The organism is Natrinema versiforme (assembly GCF_005576615.1).
Classification (GTDB): Archaea; Halobacteriota; Halobacteria; order Halobacteriales; family Natrialbaceae; genus Natrinema; species Natrinema versiforme_A.
The window spans coordinates 2950765-2971738 of sequence record NZ_CP040330.1 but is presented as its reverse complement, the minus strand read 5'-3'; the positions used below and the strand labels follow the sequence as shown (position 1 = coordinate 2971738).

The following is a 20974-nucleotide window of genomic DNA, read 5'->3' as shown; positions in this document are numbered from 1 at the left end:
GAAAGACGCCTCTGGCGTCTTTCGTCATCACGAGAGAGCGAAGCTCTCTCGAACGACAGCGCAAAACTTCGTTTTAGAGCGGCATGCCGCCGCTGCCGCTGCCGCCGTCGCCGTCCGCGGCCTGCTGGCCTCTGTTCTGGGCGTTCTCGAGCAGCGTGGCCGCCTCGCCCTGATACTCGTAGCCGGGGATGACCCCCTGTGCGAAGGTGCCTTCGACGAATTCGATCAGGGCCTTGGCGTCCGCGACGCCCTCGCCGGCGTCCCACGCGGTGTATTCGAGACGGACCCGGACTTCGTCGGCGTCGCGTTCGATGACCGGTTCGTCGTGGGTGCTCGTCTTCGCGACGGTGAAGACGTCCTCGAGTCGGCGCTCGAGGGTTTCGAACCAGCCGTTTTCGACGGGGTCGGCGACGACCTCGTCGGCGACGGCGGCGTCGAGCGTCGGGAGGAAGACGGTGACCCGGAAGCGGCCGTCTCGTTTCCCCTCGGCGTCGTCGGCCGTGATCGCGGTGTCGAAGACGGTCGTCGCGAGGGCGTAGCCGTCGTCGGTCCGGTCGAACGCGTCGTGAGACTCGAGTTCGTGCGCGGTGGAGTCTGGAAGGTCGCTCATTGTCGGACAAACGGGCGTGACGGAAAAGGGTGTTACGTTGTCCCGACTGCGGCCGGATCAATTCGTAGGAAACCGCTACAGCGGGGATATCGGGCGCGGCGTTCGGGGAATCGGCGGCACCGTTTCACAGGGAAGTAACATGTTTCTACCGGAAATGGCCCCCATTACTACAAGGGAAACCGTCCTCTATTGACGGCATGAGTTTGGACAGACACGCCGCGGAACGTCGTCGCTTCGCTCGCCTCCTCGGAACGGACGGCGACCACGGCTCCGGCCTGCCGATCGGCGGGCGGGACGCCGACGAGGAGGACGACCGAGACGCGGCCGACCGCGACGACGACCGCTCGAGCGACGACGCTGCTACGACGGCTGCCGATCAGTGAGGAACGAATCGAGTGCCGTCGCGACTTCTTCGAAGTCTTTGACCGTCAGCCCGTCGGTCGTGGCGAAGACGCCCTCGCTGTCGTTGGTCACGCGGATGAGGAAGCCGTTCTCGAAGACCCGAATCGTGTAGTCGTACGAGCCGAGTTCCGACCCCTCGTAGGCCGTCTGCGTGGTCTTGAAGCCGCGCCACTCGTGGCCGATGAACGTCGAGAGATCGGCGTCGCGCTCGAGGTCATCGCGGAGGTAGAGCTGCTCGAAGTCGTCGCGCGTGAAGTAGGTGACCGAACGGAGGCTGTCGCCGATGGCCGTTCGACAGGTCGCGACGATCTGCTCCGCCGCCTCTGACGTGAGTATCCCAGTCGGCATACGTGACCAGTCGGTCTCCGCGAACTTAACCGCGAGGGCTACTCCCAGCGCGCTGAAATAGCCGCAAGCGATCGGGGCGGGTCTGGTCTGTGAACTATGTCTGCTCGATCGCCCGGTCGAGATCCGCGATCACGTCGTCGACGTCCTCGATCCCCACCGAGAGGCGGACGAGGTCGTCGGTGACGCCGCCGGCCAGCTTCTCCTCCTCGGTGAGCTGCTGGTGGGTCGTGCTCGCGGGATGGATGATCAGCGTCTTCGCGTCGCCGACGTTCGCGAGCAGGCTCGTGAGGTCCACTTCGTTACAAACCGTCTCGGCGGCGTCGTACCCGCCCTCGAGGCCGAAGGTGATCATGCCGCCGTAGCCGCCCTCGAGGTACTTCGTGGCGTTCTCGTGGGTCTCGTGGCTCTCGAGGCCGGGGTAGTTCACCCAGTCGACGGCCGGGTGCTCCTCGAGGTACTCCGCGACGGCCATCGCGTTCTCGCAGTGTTTCTCCATGCGCAGGGGCAGGGACTCGAGTTTCTGCAGGGTCACCCAGGCGTCGAAGGGGGCCTGCTGGTTGCCCAAGTCGCGCAGGCCGCGGGTCCGTGCGACGACCGAGAACGCCGCCTCGCCGAACGTCTCGTAGAAGTTGACGCCGTGATACGCGGGATTCGGCTCGGTTATTTCGGGATAGTCGCCCTCCGGCCACGGGAACGAGCCGCCGTCGACCAGCACGCCGCCGACCGTCGAGCCGGCGCCGTGGAGCCACTTGGTCGTCGAGTTCCAGACGAGGTCCGCGCCGTGCTCGAGCGGGCGGCACAGGTACGGCGTGGCGAACGTGTTGTCGACGAACAGCGGCACGTCGTGGTCGTGGGCGATGTCGGCGATCCGTTCGATGTCCGGCGTCACCAGCGCGGGGTTGCCGATCGTCTCGAGGTGGACGAACGCGGTGTCGTCGTCGATGGCCTCGGCGTAGGCCTCGTAGTCGAGCGTATCGACGAACGTCGTCTCGATCCCCCGCTTTTCGACCGTGTGGGTGAGGTAGGTGTAGGTCCCGCCGTACAGCGACGACGAGGAGACGATGTTGTCGCCGACTTCGGCGAGGATGAACGTCGCGAGGTCGAACGCGGCCATCCCCGACGAGGTGGCAAGCGCCCCGACGCCGCCCTCGAGCGTCGCGATGCGCTCCTCTAACATCGCGTTCGTCGGGTTCATGATCCGCGAGTAGATGTTGCCGGCCTCCTCTAACCCGAAGAGGGCGGCGGCGTGGTCGGTATCCTCGAACTGGTAGGAGGTGGTCTGGTACAGCGGCGGCGCGCGGGCACCGGTCGTCGGATCGGGCTCCTGTCCGGCGTGGACGCTGTTCGTGGCGAACTGACGCTCGTCGGAATCGGGATCGTCGCTCATACCGGCCTATCAAACGGGAACTGGTAAAGCTATTAGGCGAATTCGTTCGGTTCCCTTGGGTTATCGATCGAACTGTCTCCGGGGCGGATTCCAGTAGTCGCCCCCTCAGAGGCCGAGCACGCTGACGACCCGCAGACTCTCGAGGACGAGCCACACGACGAACAATCCGTAGGTCACCAGTAGCGCCCACGCTTCCCGACGGGAGAGGTACATCCCGGTCCGCGAAATCGCGAAGAACGTAATCGTCGCAAAGACCAGAAACCCCATCATCGGGACGATGTACGCGAAGTTGATCGTCAGCGATCCCTTCACGAGGACGCCGATGGGGACGGCGACGAGCAGGTCGAACGTGTTGCTCCCGAGGACGTTCGCCAGCGTGACCGTCGGTCGATCGGCCCGCGCCGCCGCGAGACTGACGAACGCGTCGGGCAGGCTCGAGCCGGCCGCCACGACGGTCATCCCCCAGAGGAACGACGGCGTGCCGAACGCGTCCCCGAGCCCGATCGCGGCCCGGACGAGCCCCTCGACGCCGACGACGATGAGCACCAGTCCGAGCACGAACCGGAGCCACGTCCGGACGAGAGCGATCGACTCGTCGTTCGGCTCGTCGCTCGCCGCGGCATCGAGGTACTGGGTGAACAGGTAGAGCCCGTACAGCGCGAGGGGAAACAGCGCGAGCGGCCTCGAGACGGCCCCCCTGATGAGGCCGTCGGCGCTCTCGACGGGGTTGTAGATGACCGCGAGCGAGAACGTCAGCAGCAACGCGGCGACCGCGAGCATGTAGAACAGCGACTCCTTGTAGACCAGTTCGCGCGTCGTGTCGATCCCGCCGCCGACGAGGATCGCGAGCCCCGGGATTACGAGAAGGTTGAACACCGCCGAGCCGACGATGGAGCCGACGCCCAGTTCGAACTCGCCGTGGAGCACCGTCGCGAGCAACACGCTCGCCAGTTCGGGGGTGCTCGAGCCCACGGCGGCGACGATCGCTCCTTGGACGACCAGCGGGAGCCCGTACGCGGCGGCGAGCGCGTTCGCCGACTCCTCGAGCCAGTCGCTGCCCTTCCAGACGACCGCCGTTCCGACGGCGGCGAGCGCGAGCAAGGTGAGGATATCGATCATCGCTGACCGCCGGCGGCTCGCCGGCGAAACCGGTTCGGAGCGGTCGTCCGCGCTCTGTCGTCCGTCAGATCGTCGCTGTCCCCGTTCATACTGTCCCCGTCATCGTCCGGACGTGTAAACGTCCCTGACTATCGCCGGGACGTGCGTTCCGAAAATAAAATCGGCCGACGCGACAGGTCCATCGTCGTCGTCCGTTCCGCCTCGCCGGCACTCGAGCGACCAGCGCGACCGAGTCGGCCGAAAAAACGCTCGCCCGGCGTCAGCGCGAGCGCGCCAGCAGGGCGACTGCGAGGGCGGCGATCACAGCGACCGCGGCGCCGCCCGTGAAGCCGGGGACCGAGTCCAAGCCGTCGGATCCCGTCCCGTCGTCCGAGTCGCCGGTCTCGTTCTGTGACGCCGACCCGCCGTCGACGGTGAGCGTCCCCGCCTCGAGCGACGGTTCGATGCGGTCGCCGCCGTCCGCGTCGATCTGTAGCTCCGTCACCTCGAGCGCCGTCGACCCGGTGTCGGTTCCGTTCACCTCGACCGTCGCGAGCGTCACGTCGCTCGCGCCGGGGGTTACCTCGTCGGTGAGGTCGACGGCCTCGAGGGTGACCGACCGGCCGTCGGCGCTTACCACCGGGTCGGTCGTCGGACCGTACTGGTCGGGGTAGCTGGCGTTCGCGACGGTCGCGGTGTCGCCGTCGCCTGACAGTTCGACGGTGAGTTCGAACCCGGCGAGCCCGTCCGGCGCGTCGGTGAGCGCGAGCCGGTGGGTCGCCGTCTCGCCCGATTCGACGGCCGCGTCGTCGACGACGAGGTCGGGTCCGGCCGCCGTCGGCGTCGCGGTCGCAGTGCCCGTACCGGCTGTCGCCATCGAAGCGATCGGGACGATCGCCACGCCGATCGCAAGTGCGACGAGGAGCGCCGCGACGGGCTGTTTCCACCGTCGCGAAGGTGCCGCGTCCCGATTCGATTCGTCCGTCGGTGTGCGTCCCTGGCCCGTCTCGTTGACTGACGGATCGGCGTCGTGCCGTGCCATCGGCTCAGGTCTCGTCGTAGAGTTCGGTGACGTCGTTGTAGTCGATGCGGCCGTTCTCGTTGAAGTCGTAGGCGTCGGCGTTGAGGGTGACCGACTCGTCCTCGATGTGATCGAACAGCAGGACCACGTCGTCGTAGTCCAGTCGGCCGTTGCCGTTGACGTCCTCGAATTTCCCGTCGCCGTCGGGGTCCGTCGGGTTCCGGCCACTGCCGGGTCCGCCGACTGCCGGCGGTCCGGTAACCACGACACCGGTGTGCGATCGGGAGTCGATCGCGTTCCCGTCGTCGTCGTCCAGGGCGTGAATCTCGACCGTGATATCCGTCGTCCCAGTGCCGGTCCCTTCGAGTTCGAGCGACGCCAGCGTGACGTCCATCGAGCCCGACTCGATCGCGTTTTCGAGGTCGGCGAACTGGAACTCGACGCTCGAGCCGTCGTCGCTGATCGTCGGATCGGCGGTGAGTTCGATCGCGTCGTGGTAGCTCGCGCCCGTGATTTCGGCGACCTCGGCGTGCTCGATCGAGACGGTGACGCGGCCGCCTGCGAGCCCGTCGGGGACCGACGAGAGCGTTAGGTCGGCGGTGCCGGTGCCGCCGTGGCTGACCGCGACGGAGTCGACGGACAGCGACGTCGGGGGCTCGTAGACCCACAGCGCGTCGTTTCTGTACGTCCGTTCCCGTCCGAAGGGACTCTTGTCCTCACAGAGGAGGACTCGACCGTCGTCCATGACCATCACGTTGTCGACGTTGATGAGCGACTGGTCGAGCACCGACTTGGAGTCGCTCCCGTTCGGACCGACGACGACCGGCTCGAGTCGAGAGACATCGTAGTCGTCCTGCAGTTCGGCCCGGTAGAGGACGCCGGACTGGACCTCGTCGAATCGGATATCGCCGTGCTCGTCGGCCATGGAGCCGCCGAGCGAGGAGATGCCGAAGTAGATGAAGTCGCCGGGTTCGGCCTCGTCGTGGGCGTCGATCCCCTCGGCCTTGTTGAACTCGACGCTGGCACCGATCTCCTTGGCGGCCGCTCGGGTCTCGAGGAAGGGGACGCGGCGAAGTTCCTCGTCGACGCCGTCGGGGCCGCGTTCCTCGTACTGTGCGGCCCACTCGACGATCTCCTCGTCGGTGATGTAGTCCTGATTGCCGTTGATCGCGACTTCCTCGTCTGCTTCCGCCAGTGCGGTCTCGAGGTCGTCCTCCCAGTCGGTCTCGGCGTGGGTCTCGAGGTAGTCGACCTGCGTGACATCGTCGTAGTCGGCGATCCAGGACTCGATCTCGGCGTTGCTCGCTGTCCCGAGTTCCAGCCACTCGATCTCGAGGTCGGTTTCCGCGACCGGTCCCTCGCCGATCTCGGCAGCCTTCATGGCGTACAGCGTGCCGCGGACGTCCATCCGGGTGTCGTACTCCGGAATCGGCTCCTCGGCGACGAACTTGTAGATCCCCTTCGCGCCGCCGTCGGAGGCCAGATAGACCGTCCGCTCGTCGGGCAACACTTCGGGACACTCCCACGCGGCGCGACCGAAAACGTGGTGCTTGACGGGCGTCGGGACCTCGGCCGTCGGCGCGGTGATCTCGACGATCTTCCCGTAGCGGTAGCGGTTCGGGAACTCCTCGTCGCCGATGGGATCGGGCGTGTTCACGGTCTTGAGACCGTCCCCGTCTTCGGCTTCCTCCTCGGCCTGATCGACCGGGTCGACGCCGAGGTGATAGGCCAATTTCTCGGTGTTGCGGTTATTGTGCAGCCCCATCGGGTACGCGGTCTCGTCGCCGAAGATCTCCTGGAGCGAGGCCTCGACCTCGAGGATGTTGGGCCGGTTCCAGAACTCGCTGCCACCGCGGAGGCCGACGCCGCTGCCCTGGTCGACGATGTCGCTGACCGTCGCGAGCCCGTTGACTCGCGGGTGACCGTATTCCTCTTCGGCCGACAGCGGCGTCTCCCACGGACTCAGATCGCCGTAACAGTTGGTCTTCGTCCCGCCGATATCGCGGAACGGCTCGGTGTTCTCGAGTTCCATCGCGTTCTCGAGGTCGGCCTGCCAGTAGCCGTCCTCGTCGCGGTAGAGGGGCGTTCGCGTGATCCCGCCCGGCCGGATCTCGTTGTTGGTAAAGAGGTAGCCCTCCGTCCCTTCCTCGTTCGTCGAGACGAAGAAGTTCATGTCGGCCTGTTCGCCGATCCCCTCGTACTCGTCTTCGCAGATCTCGACGAGTTCCGTCCCGTCGGGCGTCTGGGGATGGCCGAACCGCTCGGTCCCGCCGTTGATCTCGTCGCCCGTCTGGACGAGCAACCGGTACTCGCCGGCCGCCGAGAGGACCTGTTTCTCCTCGCGGTCGGTCCGCGGTGCCTCGAGCTCGTCGAACTCGTCGTTCGCCCCGTTGAACGTGAACTGGAAATCGTCGAAGACGCCGACTCCGCCCGTGTCGAACGGCTCGATGTTGTCGTTACGGGGTCCCTGAAGACTGTAGAGGAGTTCCCCGGTCTCGAAGACGAACGGTCCCGTTACTTCGGCGCCGAGCGCCGTCGTCGAGAACCGATCGATGTTCCCCTTGACGTGGGGTGCCTCGAGCGTGTCGTGTTCCTCCGGGTCCTCCTCTGCCCCCGCGAGGCCGACTGCCCCCGTGCCGATTGCCGCTGCCGCTGACGATGCTATCAGCTTTCGCCTCGTAAATTCGACCATGCAACCGGATCAACCCCCGATTAATTGATTAGATTTTATAATATTGGAACTTATTATAATGTATATTGATAAGGAGAACGTTCCGGAACATAGCGAACAGAGCGCTCTGATGACTATTGAGTGGTATACAATCGCCAATATGGACCGGTAGTCGGTTCCGGCGCGGACCGACGGTACTCGGCCCATCGGAGCACGAACCGAACGACTCGAGACCCGCCGTGTCGGTCAGGCGGTACCGCGTCGGGCGCGACGGTATCGCGGTTCCGAGCGGTACAGAGCGGTTGCGGCGACGAAAATGAGACGAGGGTGGGGAACGACGGGATCGACCGGCGCGGCCGTCAGTCGAGACCCTGTTCCCGCACGTCGGTCCGGATCGTTTCGGCGCGGTCGCGAACCCACGTGAGGTAGCGATCGAGTTCGGTCGGCGTCGACCCGTAGAAGGAGGCGACCCAGTCGCGGTCGGCCCACGGCATCGTCATGAGATAGGCGGCGAGGGTGTCCTTGCCCGCTTGGACGACCTCCGGCGGGACGCCGCGCTCGCCGGTTCCCTCCTCGACGAAGCCGTTGACATCGAAGTAGACGTCGGCGTAGAGCCGAGCGTCCTCGAGACTGTCGAACGCGATTGCGGTGTGTTCGGGTGCCTCGAATCGGTAGCGCGGGTCCTCGTCGTCGGCTGCGTCGGTTTCGACGATGCGAACGTCGAGAACGTACGCGTCGACGACTGACTCCTCGGTGTCGGGGATGGCTGTGGTCTGGGACATATCGGAACGGTTCCAGCCGAACCCAGTCCTATCGTCCTATTGAAGCTTCGTATGAACCGTATATATCTCTCGAGAGCCGTCCGTTCCGATACCGAGACCGCTGACCGCGGGGACTGCGAGGGCGATAGCGACGGCGACCGGGATTCGAGTCCCGGTCCCGCGGTGCCGGTCACGCCGCCGAATTCGACTCGACGACACCGGAGAGCCGAACGGTCGACGCCGTCGGCCGATCTCGAGCCGCGGAGTCGGCCGACTCAGCCCCGCTCACTCGAGCAGCGACTCGCCGGTCATCTCGGGGGGCTGATCGAGGTCGATGGCCTCGAGTATCGTCGGCGCAATATCGGCGAGCGTCCCGCCCTCGCGGACCGTCCGATTGCCGTCCGTTCCGTCGGGCGAAACGTAGACGAGCGGGACCTCGTTGTACGTGTGCGCGGTGTGGGGGTTCTCCTCGGTTCCCATATCGTCGGCGTTGCCGTGGTCCGCGGTGACGAGGACGTGCGCGCCGGCGTCCTCGAGCGTCTCGACGAGCCGGCCCAGTTGCGTGTCGACGGCTTCGACGGCCTCGATCGCGGCCTCGTAGTCGCCCGTGTGACCGACCATGTCCGGATTGGCGTAGTTGAGCACGAGCACGTCGGGATCGTCCGACTCGATGGTGTCGATCGCCGTGTCAGTCACCTCGGGCGCGCTCATCTCGGGTTGCAGGTCGTAGGTCGGTACGTCGGGGCTCTCGACGATCTTCCGGATCTCGCCGTCGAACTCGACCTCGCGGCCGCCGTTTAAGAAGTAGGTCACGTGGGCGTACTTCTCGGATTCGGCGATCCGCAATTGGGTTCGGCCCGCGTCGGCGAGCACCTCGCCGAGCACCTGCTCGGGCTGGTTCGGGGGGTAGGCCACGGGGAGGTCGAACGTCTTGTCGTACTGGGTCAGCATCACGACCTCGGCCTCGGGCGGGTTCGTCTGGATCTCCTCTGCCCAGTCCTCGGGTCGAATGTCGGCGAGCATCCGCGTCAACTGCCGGGCGCGGTCGGATCGGAAGTTGAACCAGACGACCGAGTCACCGTCCTCGAGCGCCGGCCGCCCGTCTACGACCGTGGGCTCGACGAACTCGTCCGTCTCCCCGCGGTCGTAGGAGTCCTCGACGGCGTCGACGGCCGAGTCGGCGGTCCACTCGGCCTCGCGGTTCACGATCGCGTCGTAGGCCCGCTTCGTCCGCTCCCAGTTCTGATCGCGGTCCATCGCGTAGTACCGGCCCGACACCGTCGCCACGTCGCCGGTCCCGTGCTCGTCGATCACGTCCTCGAGCCGGTCGAGGTAGTCCCGGCCGCCGGTCGGCGAGGTGTCCCGGCCGTCGGTGATGGCGTGGGTGACGGCCTCGACATCGCGGTCGGCCGCCAGTTCGATCAGCGCGTGCAGGTGCTCCTGATCGGCGTGAACCCCCCCGTCGCTGACGAGTCCGAGGAAGTGAACGCGGCCATTGTTCTCGCGGGCCTGATCGAAGGCCGCGTTGATCGCGTCGTTCTCCCGGAAGGAGCCGTCCGCGATCGAGTCCGAAATCCGCGTGTATTCCTGATAGACGACCCGTCCCGCGCCGATGTTGAGGTGGCCCACCTCGCTGTTTCCCATCTGGCCGTCGGGCAGGCCGACGCGCCGGCCCGCGACCTCGAGCCGGCCGTCCGAACCCGAGTCCGCTATCCGGTCGAAAACTGGTGTCTCAGCCGCTTGGACTGCATCTCTACCGCCGTTTCCGAGCCCCCAGCCGTCGAGAACGATCAGCGCAGCGTCCATGTGTCCTCGGTTTCCAGCCGGGGTTACTTAGCTATCGTTGTCCGCCGCGAGTTGGAACGCCCGGGTTCGATTCCGACCGCGCGGCTCGAACGGTTGGATCGACGCACCGCTGGGATCACTCGTTCTGGATGAATTCGCCTGAACAGTCGTACTCGAGCAGCTTGTACTCGGCAATGTCCGGCTCGTCGTCGTACGGAGCGGCCCGGTCGGTCAGGCCGTAGATGGTAACCTGTTCGACGCCGGTTTCGTGGGTCTCGTTCCAGCGGCCACACAGGTGGTTGGCGAAGTACGACCGGTGGTTCTCGTTGTCGGCATATCGCATCGTCGCGATATACTTGCGCCACCGCGACGTCTCGTAGGTCTCGTCGACCGACGGCGGCCTGTCCCAACTCACGGCCGACTCGTGGAGCACGTCGGTCTCGGTCCCGCCCTCGAGTTCGCCCGGGACGACAAGCCATCGGGCGTTGGAGATCGGATCGGGAGCGAACATTCGCCACTGCTGGTCCGCGTGTGCGGTATCGATGACCTGTTCGGCGGGATCTGGCATCTCGGTGTAGTCGACTGCTTGCGCGTTGGCGAGGACGACGAGGACGAGAAAGAGCCACGGAACGACCGTCGAGAACAGGATGCGACCGCGGGACGTAATCGACGTGAGCGGGGGGATTCCGTCCCGAACTGACGGAAACAGGGGAAGCGAGAACTGCGGCGCGGCTCCCTGGAGCCGGGTCATTCCGTCGCGGAACCGTGGTGTCAATCCGACTCGAGTGGCGATCGCAGTCGTGGCGTCCCAGACGACGGGCGGGTAGAACAGGACGAGGCCGGCAACGGCGACCAAGGGGAAGATGCCGACCTGGATCGTGACGAACATGCCGAGGTGCATGCCGACGAAGAGGGACGCGAACGCCGCCCGTCGGTACCCGGTCAGCACGATAAGCAAGGGCGAGAGCAGGATGAGAACCATCCAGAGATGAGTGAACGCGCGCATCAGGAGCGCCTGCTCCGCGATGACGTTCCCCAGCAGGACGGTGAACTGGTCCGCCCGGAAGATCTCGCCAACCGCGTTTCCGGCCATCCACGTGTCGCTCCTGCTCTTGTGGATGGCATTGGTCACGTACATGAGCAACACCTGCATGAGCACGGCCATCGTTCCGACGGAGGAGACCGTCTGTCGGTCCCGATCGATCCGACGGGCGTCGATCGACCATCGCTCCCCGAGCGGGAGGAAGATTCCCCAGAGGAGCAGCATCCGCAGCAGGATGTCGCCGCCGTTGAGGATCATCGGGTTCCGGGCGTGCAGCGAGACCAGCAGGACCCACGAGGCGATCGTCGCGAGTCTGGTCCGATAGCCCGCGAGCAGAGCGAGCGCGAACGCGCCGGCGACGCAAAACAGGAGCGCCTGTACCCACGCTTCACCGGAGACGGCATGAAGGGAGTAGACCGACGAGTAGTCCGAAAACAGCGCCTCGAGCGGGAGAACGCCGGCGTCCGTATAGAAGGCCCTGAGGTTCCGGGCCCGGAGAACCAGATCGGTGATGATCAACAGCCCGACCGCGATGCGGAAGGCGGCCAGCGCTCGCAGATCGATTTCGAACCGTCGGTGGACGGCTCTCGAGAGACTATCCAGCGCGTTCGCCGCTCGATTCCGCGCCTCGCTGGGAAGAGCCTGAGACATCGTCTACGTGTTCGCTCTCGGCTCTCGCATCGACCGGCATAAGTTTAGTGTATACTGAAACGTCTCTTTCACGGTCGTCTCTCCATCGATGCGGCCCAGAACAGATCCGCGAGCAACACCGATTCTCTCAGTGCGACGGCCGAGTCGCGTCCCCGTCGTGTTCGAACGTCGCACCGCAGTCGCCACAGGTCGTCCCCTTCCCGGGCTTGACTCGCTGTGCGAACACGGCACCACATTCGTCACAGATCATGAACAGGCGGTGTTCCGGTGCGACGCCGGCCTCGAAGTCGGCGCGGATCCAGGCGTCGCGGTTCCCGTCCTCGTAGAGGGTGACGCCGGAACTGTCCTGTCGCCAGTTGATCGCTCGATCGTCGCGGGTAACGGCAGCCGGTTCTCGCTCGGACATCGAGATAGTACCAGCCTCGACGCGCCCATATATACGTTTTCTGATAGTTTTTTACCCGGCCTCGAGTTAACGTCCGGAGCCGACGACCACTGGATTTTTGCGAGTCGGGTGGGTGCCCCCTGTCATGACGCTCGATCCGGTCCACTTCGACGGTATCGCGCGGCTCGCGAGGCGGATCGACCACGGGACCGACGAGCGCGACCGACGCGCCTTCGCCGAGACCGTCTGGGAGGAGTTTCTGGACCCGCTGGTACACGACGGACGGACGATCCTCGAGCCGATCGACGAGCGAGCCCGCCGGATGGTCGACTGCGAGGCCGTCGCGTTGCGCGACCGCGAGTTCCCGACCGAACACGGCCTCGACGCGGGGACGATCAATCCGACGACGTTCAAGAACGGACTAGTCATCGACATCGCGCAGGCGGCTATGAGCACGACCCCGAGCGACCTCGATCTCCACCGGTCGCGGACGACCGTGATGACGGTCCACTCGAACGACGAGACGATGATGGTCGACGAGACGTGGGGGAAATTCGACGAGGGCTACAGCCGGAGTCGCGTGGTCAAGATTCCGCCGCTGCCGCGGTTCGCCGAGGGCGTCGTCCACGCGCTGGCGCTGTACCTCGCCGAGAGCACGCACGCCCGCGACCACGCCGACACGGTCTCGGACCTGCTCGTCCTCGACGGGCCGCTGTACCCGCGGGGGCTGTTGCGCTGGGCCGACCAGCACCCCGACCTCGCCGACTTCCTACTCGACGACCCCCGGCCCACGACGGTCCTCGAGAACTACGTCCGACTGGTCGAGGAGTTCGTCGAACGGGACGTTCCCCTCGTCGGCTTCGTCAAAAACCCCGCGACGCGGGTCCTCACGCGGACGCTGAAGTCCAAACGGGAGGTCGACGTCAGCGTGCCGTGGAGCGACGACTCGGCGCTGTTCACCCGCCTGCTCGAGCGCGGCGAGTACGTCGACGACGTCGACGGCGACCGCTGGGAGCGGGACACGTCGGCGCTGACCTACACGAACTGGTTCCGGTCGCGGGGCGGGGTCGATCGACCGCTGTCGGCCGAGGGCGACGCGCTCGGCGTCGACCGCCGCCTCGAGCGCGAGGCCTACGAGGTGACGTTCTTCGTGATCTACGACCCGCGCGACGACTTGCTGTATCGGATCGAGGCCCCCTACGCGTTCACGAAGGACCCGGACACGCGCGAGCGACTGACGATGCAGCTGTTACAGGACGTCGCCATCGCCCACGGCCCGCCGACGATCGTCGAGAAAGCCGACGAACTCGCCCGGATCAGCAACGCGGAGAAGGCCTCGCTCCGCGAGACCCTCGAGGAGCGATTCGACGCGGCACAGGACCGAACCTACGACGACCACCGGTGGGACGAACAGCCGTATTAGCCAGACAGGAGGTGTCGCTGCTATTCTCGATCCGCGGGAAGGGAGCGCAAACGGGAGCGCGAGCGCGGAACCAGTGGTTCCGCGAACCATCTCCAGAGTACGAGACGGCGGTCTCGCGTGTCATGTCCGTACTAGCCGTCGTTCTTTTCGACCTCGAGTTCGACATCGTCCGGGTCGACGCCGATCCGGGCGAACTGCGTCCGGACGTGTTCCTTGGCACCCTCGAGGGCCTGTTCGCGGGTGTCGAAGCCCCGCGGCATGGGTGACTCGAAGGCGAGGTTGACCTCGCGGCCGTCGACGAGCTGTGTCGAGCCGCCGCTGTCGACTTCGTAGAACTCGTCGCAGACCCAGACGTACGCGGCGTCTTCGTCGGGTGCACCGCGGAACGTGGGAGCTCGTTCACCCCGTTCGTACAGCGTCCCGGTGAGCTCCGTCCCGCCCGCGCGACCGCGTACCATAAGCATACGCTATCGTAGGGTTCGCGGACGCAAAAACGTCGTGGCATCGGTTGATGTGTCCGACGGAGTGGCCGATCGGTTCCGACCGGGGCCGACCGGGACCGATCGGAAATCCGCTCCGTTCATCTCGGCACGCGGACGGCTCATCGCCCGGTCGACCGGCAATCAGCGGTGATGTGGAAGCCGAATTGCCATCGAGCGGCCGACTGCAGCGGCGGTAATCACGGAGTACGAGACGGCAGTGCTGACGATCAGCGCACGTGATCACTCGAGACGAGAGGGCAGTCACGGCTCCTGATAGACGTATTTCCGGACGGAATCACCACTATACACCGACATCGGGGACTTCACTGGGTTACGATGAGGTTACGGGAGTAATGGCAGAATTTTCGGCCCAAATCGTTTTGGAAACGACCTTATCCCCATTGCAGGGGTTGGAATGAGTAATGAGTTCGGACGCTCACCTCGGCGGCGACATGCCCGACCCACTCGCGACCGTTCCGACAGAGTGTTACGAGATTCTACGCCATCCGCGCCGGCTTCGGCTGCTCGAAGTCCTCGGCTGTCGGCAGACGCGACTCTCGCTGTCGGAGCTAACGACGGAACTAATCGACCGGACGTCGACGACCGCCTCGAACGGACGGGCGCGTCACGAAGTTCGGATCACTCTCGTCCACAACCACCTCCCGCGACTCGAGGAGTACGATATCGTCGACTGGGACGACGACGGCGTCGCGCTCGTCGACGAACCGCCGGTACATCCCGCGGATCTCTCCGTCCTCCTCGATCTCTGTGACAGCGAGAACGCCGAGACCCTGCTCGAGACGCTCGTCGATCCGGTTCGGATGCGTCTCCTCTCGCTGCTCGAAGCGGGCGATAGTCCGGTCTCGCTCGAGTGCCTCGCCGCCGAGCTCAGCGCCCGCGACAGCGGCCCCTTCGACGACACCGAGCGTGCGAAGATCGCGCTCCACCACTCCCACCTGCCCGCGATGGCGGACCTCGGCGTCGTCAGCTACGACGCCGAGTCCCAGCGGGTCACGCGATACGAGCAGGTCGTCTCGATCGTCCAGTAGTCGCCACCTCGGGTCCGGCCGACCGCCCGTTCGACCGAGTTTCGTTTGTCCGACCCACTGATTCGTCCGATCGCCCGCGTCCGCATCGGTTCGTCTTTTCACCCGGATCACCAAACGGTAAGTTCGTTCCCGTCCCTACGGGCAGACGTGTCGCGAACTGACGCCGCGCGTGACGGCGACCGTCGGACCGACGGCATAGGACCCGATAGCGACCGCGTCGTCGCCTGCCTGATTGCCGTCGTCCTCGCCCTCTCGCTGACGATCCCGATCGTCGCGGGGCCGGCCGCCGCGATCGATCAGGTCGCGATCCTCTCGCCCGAGCAGACACAGGTCGAGGCCGCGCCCGGCGAGACGATCGAGATCGATGTCTCCCTCCGGAGTCAGGGCGGTCACGGCGACGAGGGCGTCGCCGCCGTGGCACTGATCGCCCAGTATCACCCCGACTACCTCGAGATCACCGATATCGAGCGCGGGCCGTGGCTCGAGGGCGACGGGACCGAAATCCGCGCGACGGAAACGGACGCTCGCGAGCGGGGAACGACGATCCTCGAGCAGCGCCGCGAGCCTGCCGCCGGCGGAACGACCGGAACGGGAACGATCGCGACGCTGACCGTCCGCGTCGCCGATGACGCACCGGCCGGGACGACGCCGATCTCGTTCGACGAGAGCGACATCGAACTCACCGGCGACTACCCGTCCGCCGTCGTCGACGAGCCCGTGACGGTCGCGATCGACGGCGGCGACGAGTCGCTCGAGGCGTTCGACCACCCCGATCCCGACGAGATCGACCGCGAGCCCGCGGCCTCGAGCGGGGACGACGCGGCCGAAACCGACGGTGGCGAGCCGGTCTCCGGATTTACGCTCGAGATCGCTCTCGTGGCCGTCGCGCTCGCGGTCTACTGCCTTTCGGCCGGTCGTGATGGCCGCCGCTAATAAACAGTCCCGACAGGTGGAGGGAAACGTGTTTGAGGAACGGGCCGGATTGAGGTGATATGACCGATCTGGGAGACTTCGGCGAATTCGACGCCGACGCCGATACCGGAGACGGCGCTGACGCCGACACAGCGGGCTCGTCGCCGCCGTCTTCGGGCACCGAACAGGCGGCGAGCGCGAGTTCGACGACGAGTGAGCAAACCGACGAATTCGAACCGACGCCCGTCGAACCCAGCGGCGATGACGTCGGTATCGGGACGATCTGCGTCTCGCAGGGCCTGCGCGTCGCCGAAGACGGGGACGACACCGCGCTCCGGGCCTACGTCACCCGCGACAACCGCTCCTCGATCCGCATCGGGAGCTACCTGCTCGCGCCCTACCCCGACGGCGAGACGCTCTTTTGTCGCATTACGGGACTCGAGTACGCCCAGCAGTACCACGCCGACGACGCGACGGAGATCCACGCGCGGCGGGCGATGCGGACCGACGAGATCGACGAGTCCGATTACAAGTTCGTCGCCGAGCTCGAGCCAGTTGCCATCCTCTACGAGGACCGCGCGGAGCCACGCTCCGCGGACGACTCGAGCGGGCAGAGCCCGCGAGACGACGGCGAACTGAAACGGCGGATGACCGACCGCGTGCCGAAACCCCAGACGGTGATCCGGCAGGCCGACGACACCGAGGAGATCAAGACCGGGCTGAAGATGCCGGAAGACGGCGTCTTCCTCGGCCACCTCTCGGTCGGCGGCGAGAAGGTGCGGACGGCGGCCACCCCGCCGACGATCGATTACCGGCTGAAAGACGACTACGACGCGGGCGATCCGCTCGTCTTCCGCCACTCCCTGATCGCCGGCGGGACGGGGTCGGGGAAGACCCACGGCGCGAAGAACATCCTGCGGCAATACCTCGACGAGGAGCGGACGTATCCGATGGACGACGGCCGCGAGGTCCGCCCCGCCGTCATCCAGTTCGATCCCCAAGACGAGTACGCCCAGATGCACGACGACAACCCTGATCTGGACGACGAGTTCGCGCGCCGCCTCGAGCGCGAGGGGATCGCCTACGGCGGCCACGACGATACGACCGCCTTCATTCCGAAGGTCGGCTCGGCGTCGTACGCCGCGGGCCACCACCGCGCGGAGCAGGTCGAGTTCACGATTCCGTTCTCGATGGTCTACGACAACCCGTGGCTGGTCGCGGGCAGCGGGCTGAACGACAACCAGTACGGCGCGCTGGTCAGCGTGCTCCTGCCGCGGTTCCGAAAGCAGTACGGCGACGGCGGCACCTACGAGGAGTTCACGACGTTCCTCGACGACCCCGCGTTGCGCGAGGAACTCGACGAGTCCGGGCGGGTCCACGAGGCGACTTTCGACGCGGTCCGGCGGCGCGTGCTCGGCTTCGGCCACGTCTTCGATCAGGACGCACGCCCGATCACCGACCTCGTCCACGAGTTCGTCCGCCCCGGCGGGCTGACCGTGGTCCCGACCTACCACATCAACGATAGCCGGGCGACCGAGGCCATCGTCCTCGCGGTCTCCTCGCTCGTTATCGACCAGAAACTCTCGAACGACCCGGCCTACGACCGGATCAAGGAGACTCCGCTCGTGCTCGGGATGGACGAGGCCCACAACTTCCTGACCGACGCCGACTCCGTGCAGGCGGGGAAGGTCATCAACAAGTTCACCGAAGCCGCCAAACAGGGCCGGAAAGAGCGGCTCGGCCTCTTCCTGATCACGCAGGACCCACAGGACATCCACGACGCCGTCTTCAAACAGATCAACACCACCGTCGTGCTCAACCTCGGCGACGAGGACGCCATCAAGAGCGTGAACATTCCCAGTAACCTCGAGTCCAAGGTCCCCTACATGGAGAAGGGCCAGATGGTGGTCTACTCGCCCGATAACTCGGAGCCGGTCGAACTGATCGGGCTGCCGAAGTGTCTCACCCGGCACGGCCGGGACTGAAAAAACGGACCGGCTGACGGGAAGTCGCGCCCGCCGGCGGTACTCAACAGAAGTTCTGCGTGACGTACACCCGGCCGTCGTCAGTGACGTAGACGCCGATACCCTCGTTCTCCCACTGGGACGCGAGGATGTTTTCGCGGTGGTCCGGCGAGTTCATCCACTGGGTGACGATTCCGTCGGCGAGTTCGCGCTCGTTCTCGTACCGGACGATCTCGCCGTCGCCCGTCGCGACTCGCGTGTCGTACCACGTCTGGGCGATGTTCTCACCCCCGGTGTACCCGTTCGCGCTGCACTCGTAGCCCGCCGCGTCGTACCTGTCGGCGAAATCGTTCCCCTCGGGGTCGACGTGCGAGAAGTAGCCGCGCTCGGCCATGTCCTCGCTGTGGCCGCGAGCGATGTCGCGGAGTTCGGTGTCGAACGAGAGCGGCTCAAGGCCGCGGGCCGTCCGTTCCTCGTTTACCGCTTCGTGAACGTCTCGTTCGACCTGACTCCTGTCGAGGCTATCATCGGTCGTTTCGCCGTCGGCGCTCTCGTCGGATTCGCCATCACCGGTTTCGGTCGTTTCGTCAGGCGTCTCCGCGTCGTCCGTTCCAGTGTCGTCGTCCGCGCCGGTATCGTCGGCAGACTCGTCGCCGTCGGAATCGTCACTGTCACTGACGGAATCGCCGCTCTCTCCGAGGTCGTCGAACAGGTCCTCGAGGAACGTCGAACCGGGCAGGTCCGCGTCCGGACCCGACCGGAGATCGGTCGGCACCGACTCGAGGGCGTCGTCTCCGGACGCGCCCGTATCGACGCTCTCGGTGTCAATCTCGGTATCCGTACTTACCGTCGTCACGCTCTCCGATTGCGTGACGGTCTCTGGCCCTGAAGCCACGGTCTCAGTGTCCGTCGTATCGGTCACGGACGGACCGTGGCCGGGTGCTGCGGCCCCGACGCCGACGATCATGCTCAGTGCGAGAATCGCTGCGACTGTCGCGGTTACGACTGCGTTCGAACGTCGTTTCATCGCGACCGGTCGTTCGGTGGAAAATCCGGTAGTAATACGGACTGTAAACTGTTGCAACTATTGGGAATACCCGAATAGAGTAGTCGTACCGAGAATGCAGTCGGCGATCAGTCGGAAAGCGGAACGTATCGTCTCGGTTGCGGTCGGGAGAACGGTCGTACTGTCGACAGACGACATCGACGGGGACGTCGTTCGGGGGAGTCGATCGAAACCGCCCGTCACTCCCCGGACTGGGGCTGATAGTACTGCTTCAACCACGTCGCCAGCCCCTCGAGGTCGGGGAACAGGGTTCGGTGGTTGACGTTCATCTGATCCAGTTTGTCGCGGAACTCGAGTTTGCGCTCGCCCGGGATGACGATCTTCCGGTAGCAATCGGGGTGGTCCGCGAGCCACTGATCGAGGAGCAGCCGCGGATCGGACTGGAACGAGAAGACGGCCGACTGGTTGGCGATCCGGTCGTCGATCGCCGGCGGCCGGAAGAAGACGACGTATTCGTCTTCGGAGCCCTCGTCGGGTGCCCACAACTCCTGCCAGAGTTCGTCGATGCGGGTGACGTCGTCGAGGGTTCGAGTCAGGCCGGATCCAGCGTCGTCGGGGCCGGACTCGCGCGGTTCGTCGTCCAGTGTCACGTTCGAGAGGAGATGCGTGTCGAGCATGTGGGTCTCCGTCATCTCGAGGACCGACTGGTAGGAGTCGGGCAGGTCGGCGTGTAGCTGCCGGTAGTCGACGGCCCAGATCGCCCCGTCGTGGTCGGTGTCACCGGTTCGCGTCGCGAAGTAGGCCGCGACGAGTGGCGAGAACGACCAGTCGAGCAGCCGCGTCGGCAGCCCGTAGTGTTGGGCGATCGAGAGCAGGTGCCAGATCGACTGCGACTCGTCGATCTCGTCGGCCGCGTACTGGGCGAAATTCCGGAGCAAGAGCGGCTCGAAGTTCCACTTTCCGGACTCGCCGACGAAGCGGTTGATCGATGTCTCGAGGGTGTGATCGACGTGAGGGACTCCCCGGAAGACGTACGGCGAGCGGTGCCGGGAGATGTCGGGCATCCACATCTCCGCGGTGACCAGGTCCTGTAGCTCCGTCCACGATTCGGCGCGGACGATCGACTGGGCATCCGTGTCGTCAGTCATCGGTCGCTGTGAGCGGCCCGATGGGACTCCTCGAGAGACCGGTTCAGCATACTCGACCCTAGCGCCGCCGCGGAAATAACGGCGCTGCAAGAATATCGAACGCCCGGCGCGCAGCGCGCCCCCGTTGTCGATCGATTCGCAGCGACCCTCCGTTCCGCTTCGAGTTGTTCGGCCGTCTCGAGCTACTGTGACCCCGACTCGAGCAGTTCGCCCTCGAAGAACCCCGCGGCCGCCTCGGCGATGGCCTCGCGTTTCCCGAGGAAGAAGTGGTCTGCCGGCAGCGCGGTGACCTCGTCGCCGCGCTCGCGAGCGCGTTCGACCACCGGCTCCCAGTCGACGGTCGTGTCCCGTTCCCCGTAGAGAACGCGGACGGGCGTCTCACTCGAGAGAGACCTGAGCGCCGCGGCCGCGTCGAGGTCGTCCGCGAGCCGCGCTGCGGGGGCGAGAACGGCGACGGCGTCGGGAGCGGGATCGACATCGGCAGCCGCGAGCAGGGCCAGCGACGCGCCGAAACTGTAGCCGAAGACGCCGACGGGGAGGTCGTCCTCGTCGCGGGCCCACCGAACGGCGTTGCGAACGTCCGCTCGCTCGCCGTCGCCATCGTCCCACGGGCCGTAATCGAAGCGGAGACAGGCGATACCTGCCTCGCAAAGTGCTTTCGAGACCGCGACGAGGCGGGGATCGCTTCGCGAGCCGCCCTGCTGGGGATGGGGCGGACACGCGACGACGATCGCATCGGTCTCGCCGGCCGGTTCCTCGAGCGTCCCGCGAACGTCGCGGCTCCCGGGGACCAGAACATCGCTCATGGGGCCCTGTTACGAAGCGGCGG

General features: G+C 65.9%; 19 protein-coding genes. 5 read left to right on the top strand and 14 right to left on the bottom strand.

Features of this window, described 5'->3' with window-relative positions:
- Positions 1 to 73: 73 nt before the first annotated feature.
- Entirely contained in the window at positions 74 to 610 is a 537-nt protein-coding gene (locus tag FEJ81_RS14685; RefSeq protein WP_138245987.1) for a DUF5813 family protein, read from the bottom strand.
- A gap of 197 nt (positions 611 to 807) precedes the next feature.
- Here FEJ81_RS14685 and FEJ81_RS14680 point away from each other — a divergent pair, with 197 nt between their 5' ends.
- Entirely contained in the window at positions 808 to 993 is a 186-nt protein-coding gene (locus tag FEJ81_RS14680; RefSeq protein ID WP_138245986.1) for a hypothetical protein, read from the top strand.
- On the opposite strand, the gene FEJ81_RS14675 is transcribed toward FEJ81_RS14680, so the two are convergent.
- From FEJ81_RS14675 to FEJ81_RS14635, 9 genes are all read right to left on the bottom strand, one after another.
- Positions 971 to 1360 (bottom strand): DUF7522 family protein, encoded by a 390-nt coding sequence (locus FEJ81_RS14675; RefSeq protein ID WP_138245985.1) that lies wholly within the window; start codon positions 1358 to 1360, stop codon positions 971 to 973. The two genes, FEJ81_RS14680 and FEJ81_RS14675, sit on opposite strands and share 23 nt — an antisense overlap.
- Before the next feature lie 94 nt (positions 1361 to 1454).
- Positions 1455 to 2747, bottom strand: a complete 1293-nt coding sequence (locus tag FEJ81_RS14670) for an O-acetylhomoserine aminocarboxypropyltransferase/cysteine synthase family protein (protein WP_138245984.1) — start codon at positions 2745 to 2747, stop codon at positions 1455 to 1457.
- 105 nt (positions 2748 to 2852) lie between these two features.
- On the bottom strand, positions 2853 to 3866 hold the full coding sequence (locus FEJ81_RS14665; protein WP_138245983.1) for a sodium:calcium antiporter: 1014 nt from the start codon (positions 3864 to 3866) through the stop codon (positions 2853 to 2855).
- Between the two features lie 259 nt (positions 3867 to 4125).
- Complete coding sequence (locus FEJ81_RS14660) at positions 4126 to 4887, bottom strand: hypothetical protein (protein ID WP_138245982.1); 762 nt, start codon at positions 4885 to 4887, stop codon at positions 4126 to 4128.
- 4 nt (positions 4888 to 4891) lie between these two features.
- Entirely contained in the window at positions 4892 to 7558 is a 2667-nt protein-coding gene (locus FEJ81_RS14655; RefSeq protein ID WP_138245981.1) for an alkaline phosphatase PhoX, read from the bottom strand.
- A 338-nt stretch (positions 7559 to 7896) separates the two neighbouring features.
- A complete protein-coding gene (locus FEJ81_RS14650) occupies positions 7897 to 8319 on the bottom strand; it encodes a hypothetical protein (RefSeq protein WP_138245980.1) in 423 nt (140 codons plus the stop codon).
- A 264-nt stretch (positions 8320 to 8583) separates the two neighbouring features.
- Positions 8584 to 10104: a 2,3-bisphosphoglycerate-independent phosphoglycerate mutase gene (gene gpmI, locus FEJ81_RS14645; RefSeq protein WP_138245979.1), complete on the bottom strand. Its 1521-nt coding sequence runs from the start codon at positions 10102 to 10104 to the stop codon at positions 8584 to 8586.
- Positions 10105 to 10219: 115 nt separating this feature from the next.
- Positions 10220 to 11776 (bottom strand): HTTM domain-containing protein, encoded by a 1557-nt coding sequence (locus FEJ81_RS14640; protein ID WP_138245978.1) that lies wholly within the window; start codon positions 11774 to 11776, stop codon positions 10220 to 10222.
- Positions 11777 to 11903: 127 nt separating this feature from the next.
- A complete protein-coding gene (locus FEJ81_RS14635) occupies positions 11904 to 12182 on the bottom strand; it encodes a hypothetical protein (RefSeq protein ID WP_138245977.1) in 279 nt (92 codons plus the stop codon).
- Between the two features lie 124 nt (positions 12183 to 12306).
- Here FEJ81_RS14635 and FEJ81_RS14630 point away from each other — a divergent pair, with 124 nt between their 5' ends.
- Positions 12307 to 13584, top strand: coding sequence for a DNA double-strand break repair nuclease NurA (locus tag FEJ81_RS14630; RefSeq protein ID WP_138245976.1), 1278 nt, complete (start codon positions 12307 to 12309; stop codon positions 13582 to 13584).
- A 131-nt stretch (positions 13585 to 13715) separates the two neighbouring features.
- Here FEJ81_RS14630 and FEJ81_RS14625 read toward each other — a convergent pair whose 3' ends face one another.
- Positions 13716 to 14048, bottom strand: a complete 333-nt coding sequence (locus FEJ81_RS14625) for a DUF7113 family protein (protein WP_138245975.1) — start codon at positions 14046 to 14048, stop codon at positions 13716 to 13718.
- Between the two features lie 440 nt (positions 14049 to 14488).
- On the opposite strand from FEJ81_RS14625, the gene FEJ81_RS14620 reads away from it, so the two are divergent.
- The 3 genes from FEJ81_RS14620 (at position 14489) to FEJ81_RS14610 (ending at position 18012) form a co-directional block, all read left to right on the top strand.
- Positions 14489 to 15115 (top strand): DUF7344 domain-containing protein, encoded by a 627-nt coding sequence (locus tag FEJ81_RS14620; RefSeq protein WP_138245974.1) that lies wholly within the window; start codon positions 14489 to 14491, stop codon positions 15113 to 15115.
- A 147-nt stretch (positions 15116 to 15262) separates the two neighbouring features.
- Positions 15263 to 16048: a cohesin domain-containing protein gene (locus FEJ81_RS14615; RefSeq protein ID WP_138245973.1), complete on the top strand. Its 786-nt coding sequence runs from the start codon at positions 15263 to 15265 to the stop codon at positions 16046 to 16048.
- Between the two features lie 59 nt (positions 16049 to 16107).
- A complete protein-coding gene (locus FEJ81_RS14610) occupies positions 16108 to 18012 on the top strand; it encodes an ATP-binding protein (RefSeq protein ID WP_138245972.1) in 1905 nt (634 codons plus the stop codon).
- 43 nt (positions 18013 to 18055) lie between these two features.
- Here FEJ81_RS14610 and FEJ81_RS14605 read toward each other — a convergent pair whose 3' ends face one another.
- The 3 genes from FEJ81_RS14605 to FEJ81_RS14595 all read right to left on the bottom strand — a co-directional run bounded on the left by FEJ81_RS14605 (position 18056) and on the right by FEJ81_RS14595 (position 20951).
- Positions 18056 to 19018: a CAP domain-containing protein gene (locus tag FEJ81_RS14605; RefSeq protein WP_138245971.1), complete on the bottom strand. Its 963-nt coding sequence runs from the start codon at positions 19016 to 19018 to the stop codon at positions 18056 to 18058.
- A 218-nt stretch (positions 19019 to 19236) separates the two neighbouring features.
- Positions 19237 to 20145: an FRG domain-containing protein gene (locus tag FEJ81_RS14600; RefSeq protein WP_138245970.1), complete on the bottom strand. Its 909-nt coding sequence runs from the start codon at positions 20143 to 20145 to the stop codon at positions 19237 to 19239.
- 182 nt (positions 20146 to 20327) lie between these two features.
- Positions 20328 to 20951: an alpha/beta hydrolase gene (locus tag FEJ81_RS14595; protein ID WP_138245969.1), complete on the bottom strand. Its 624-nt coding sequence runs from the start codon at positions 20949 to 20951 to the stop codon at positions 20328 to 20330.
- Positions 20952 to 20974 lie beyond the last annotated feature (23 nt).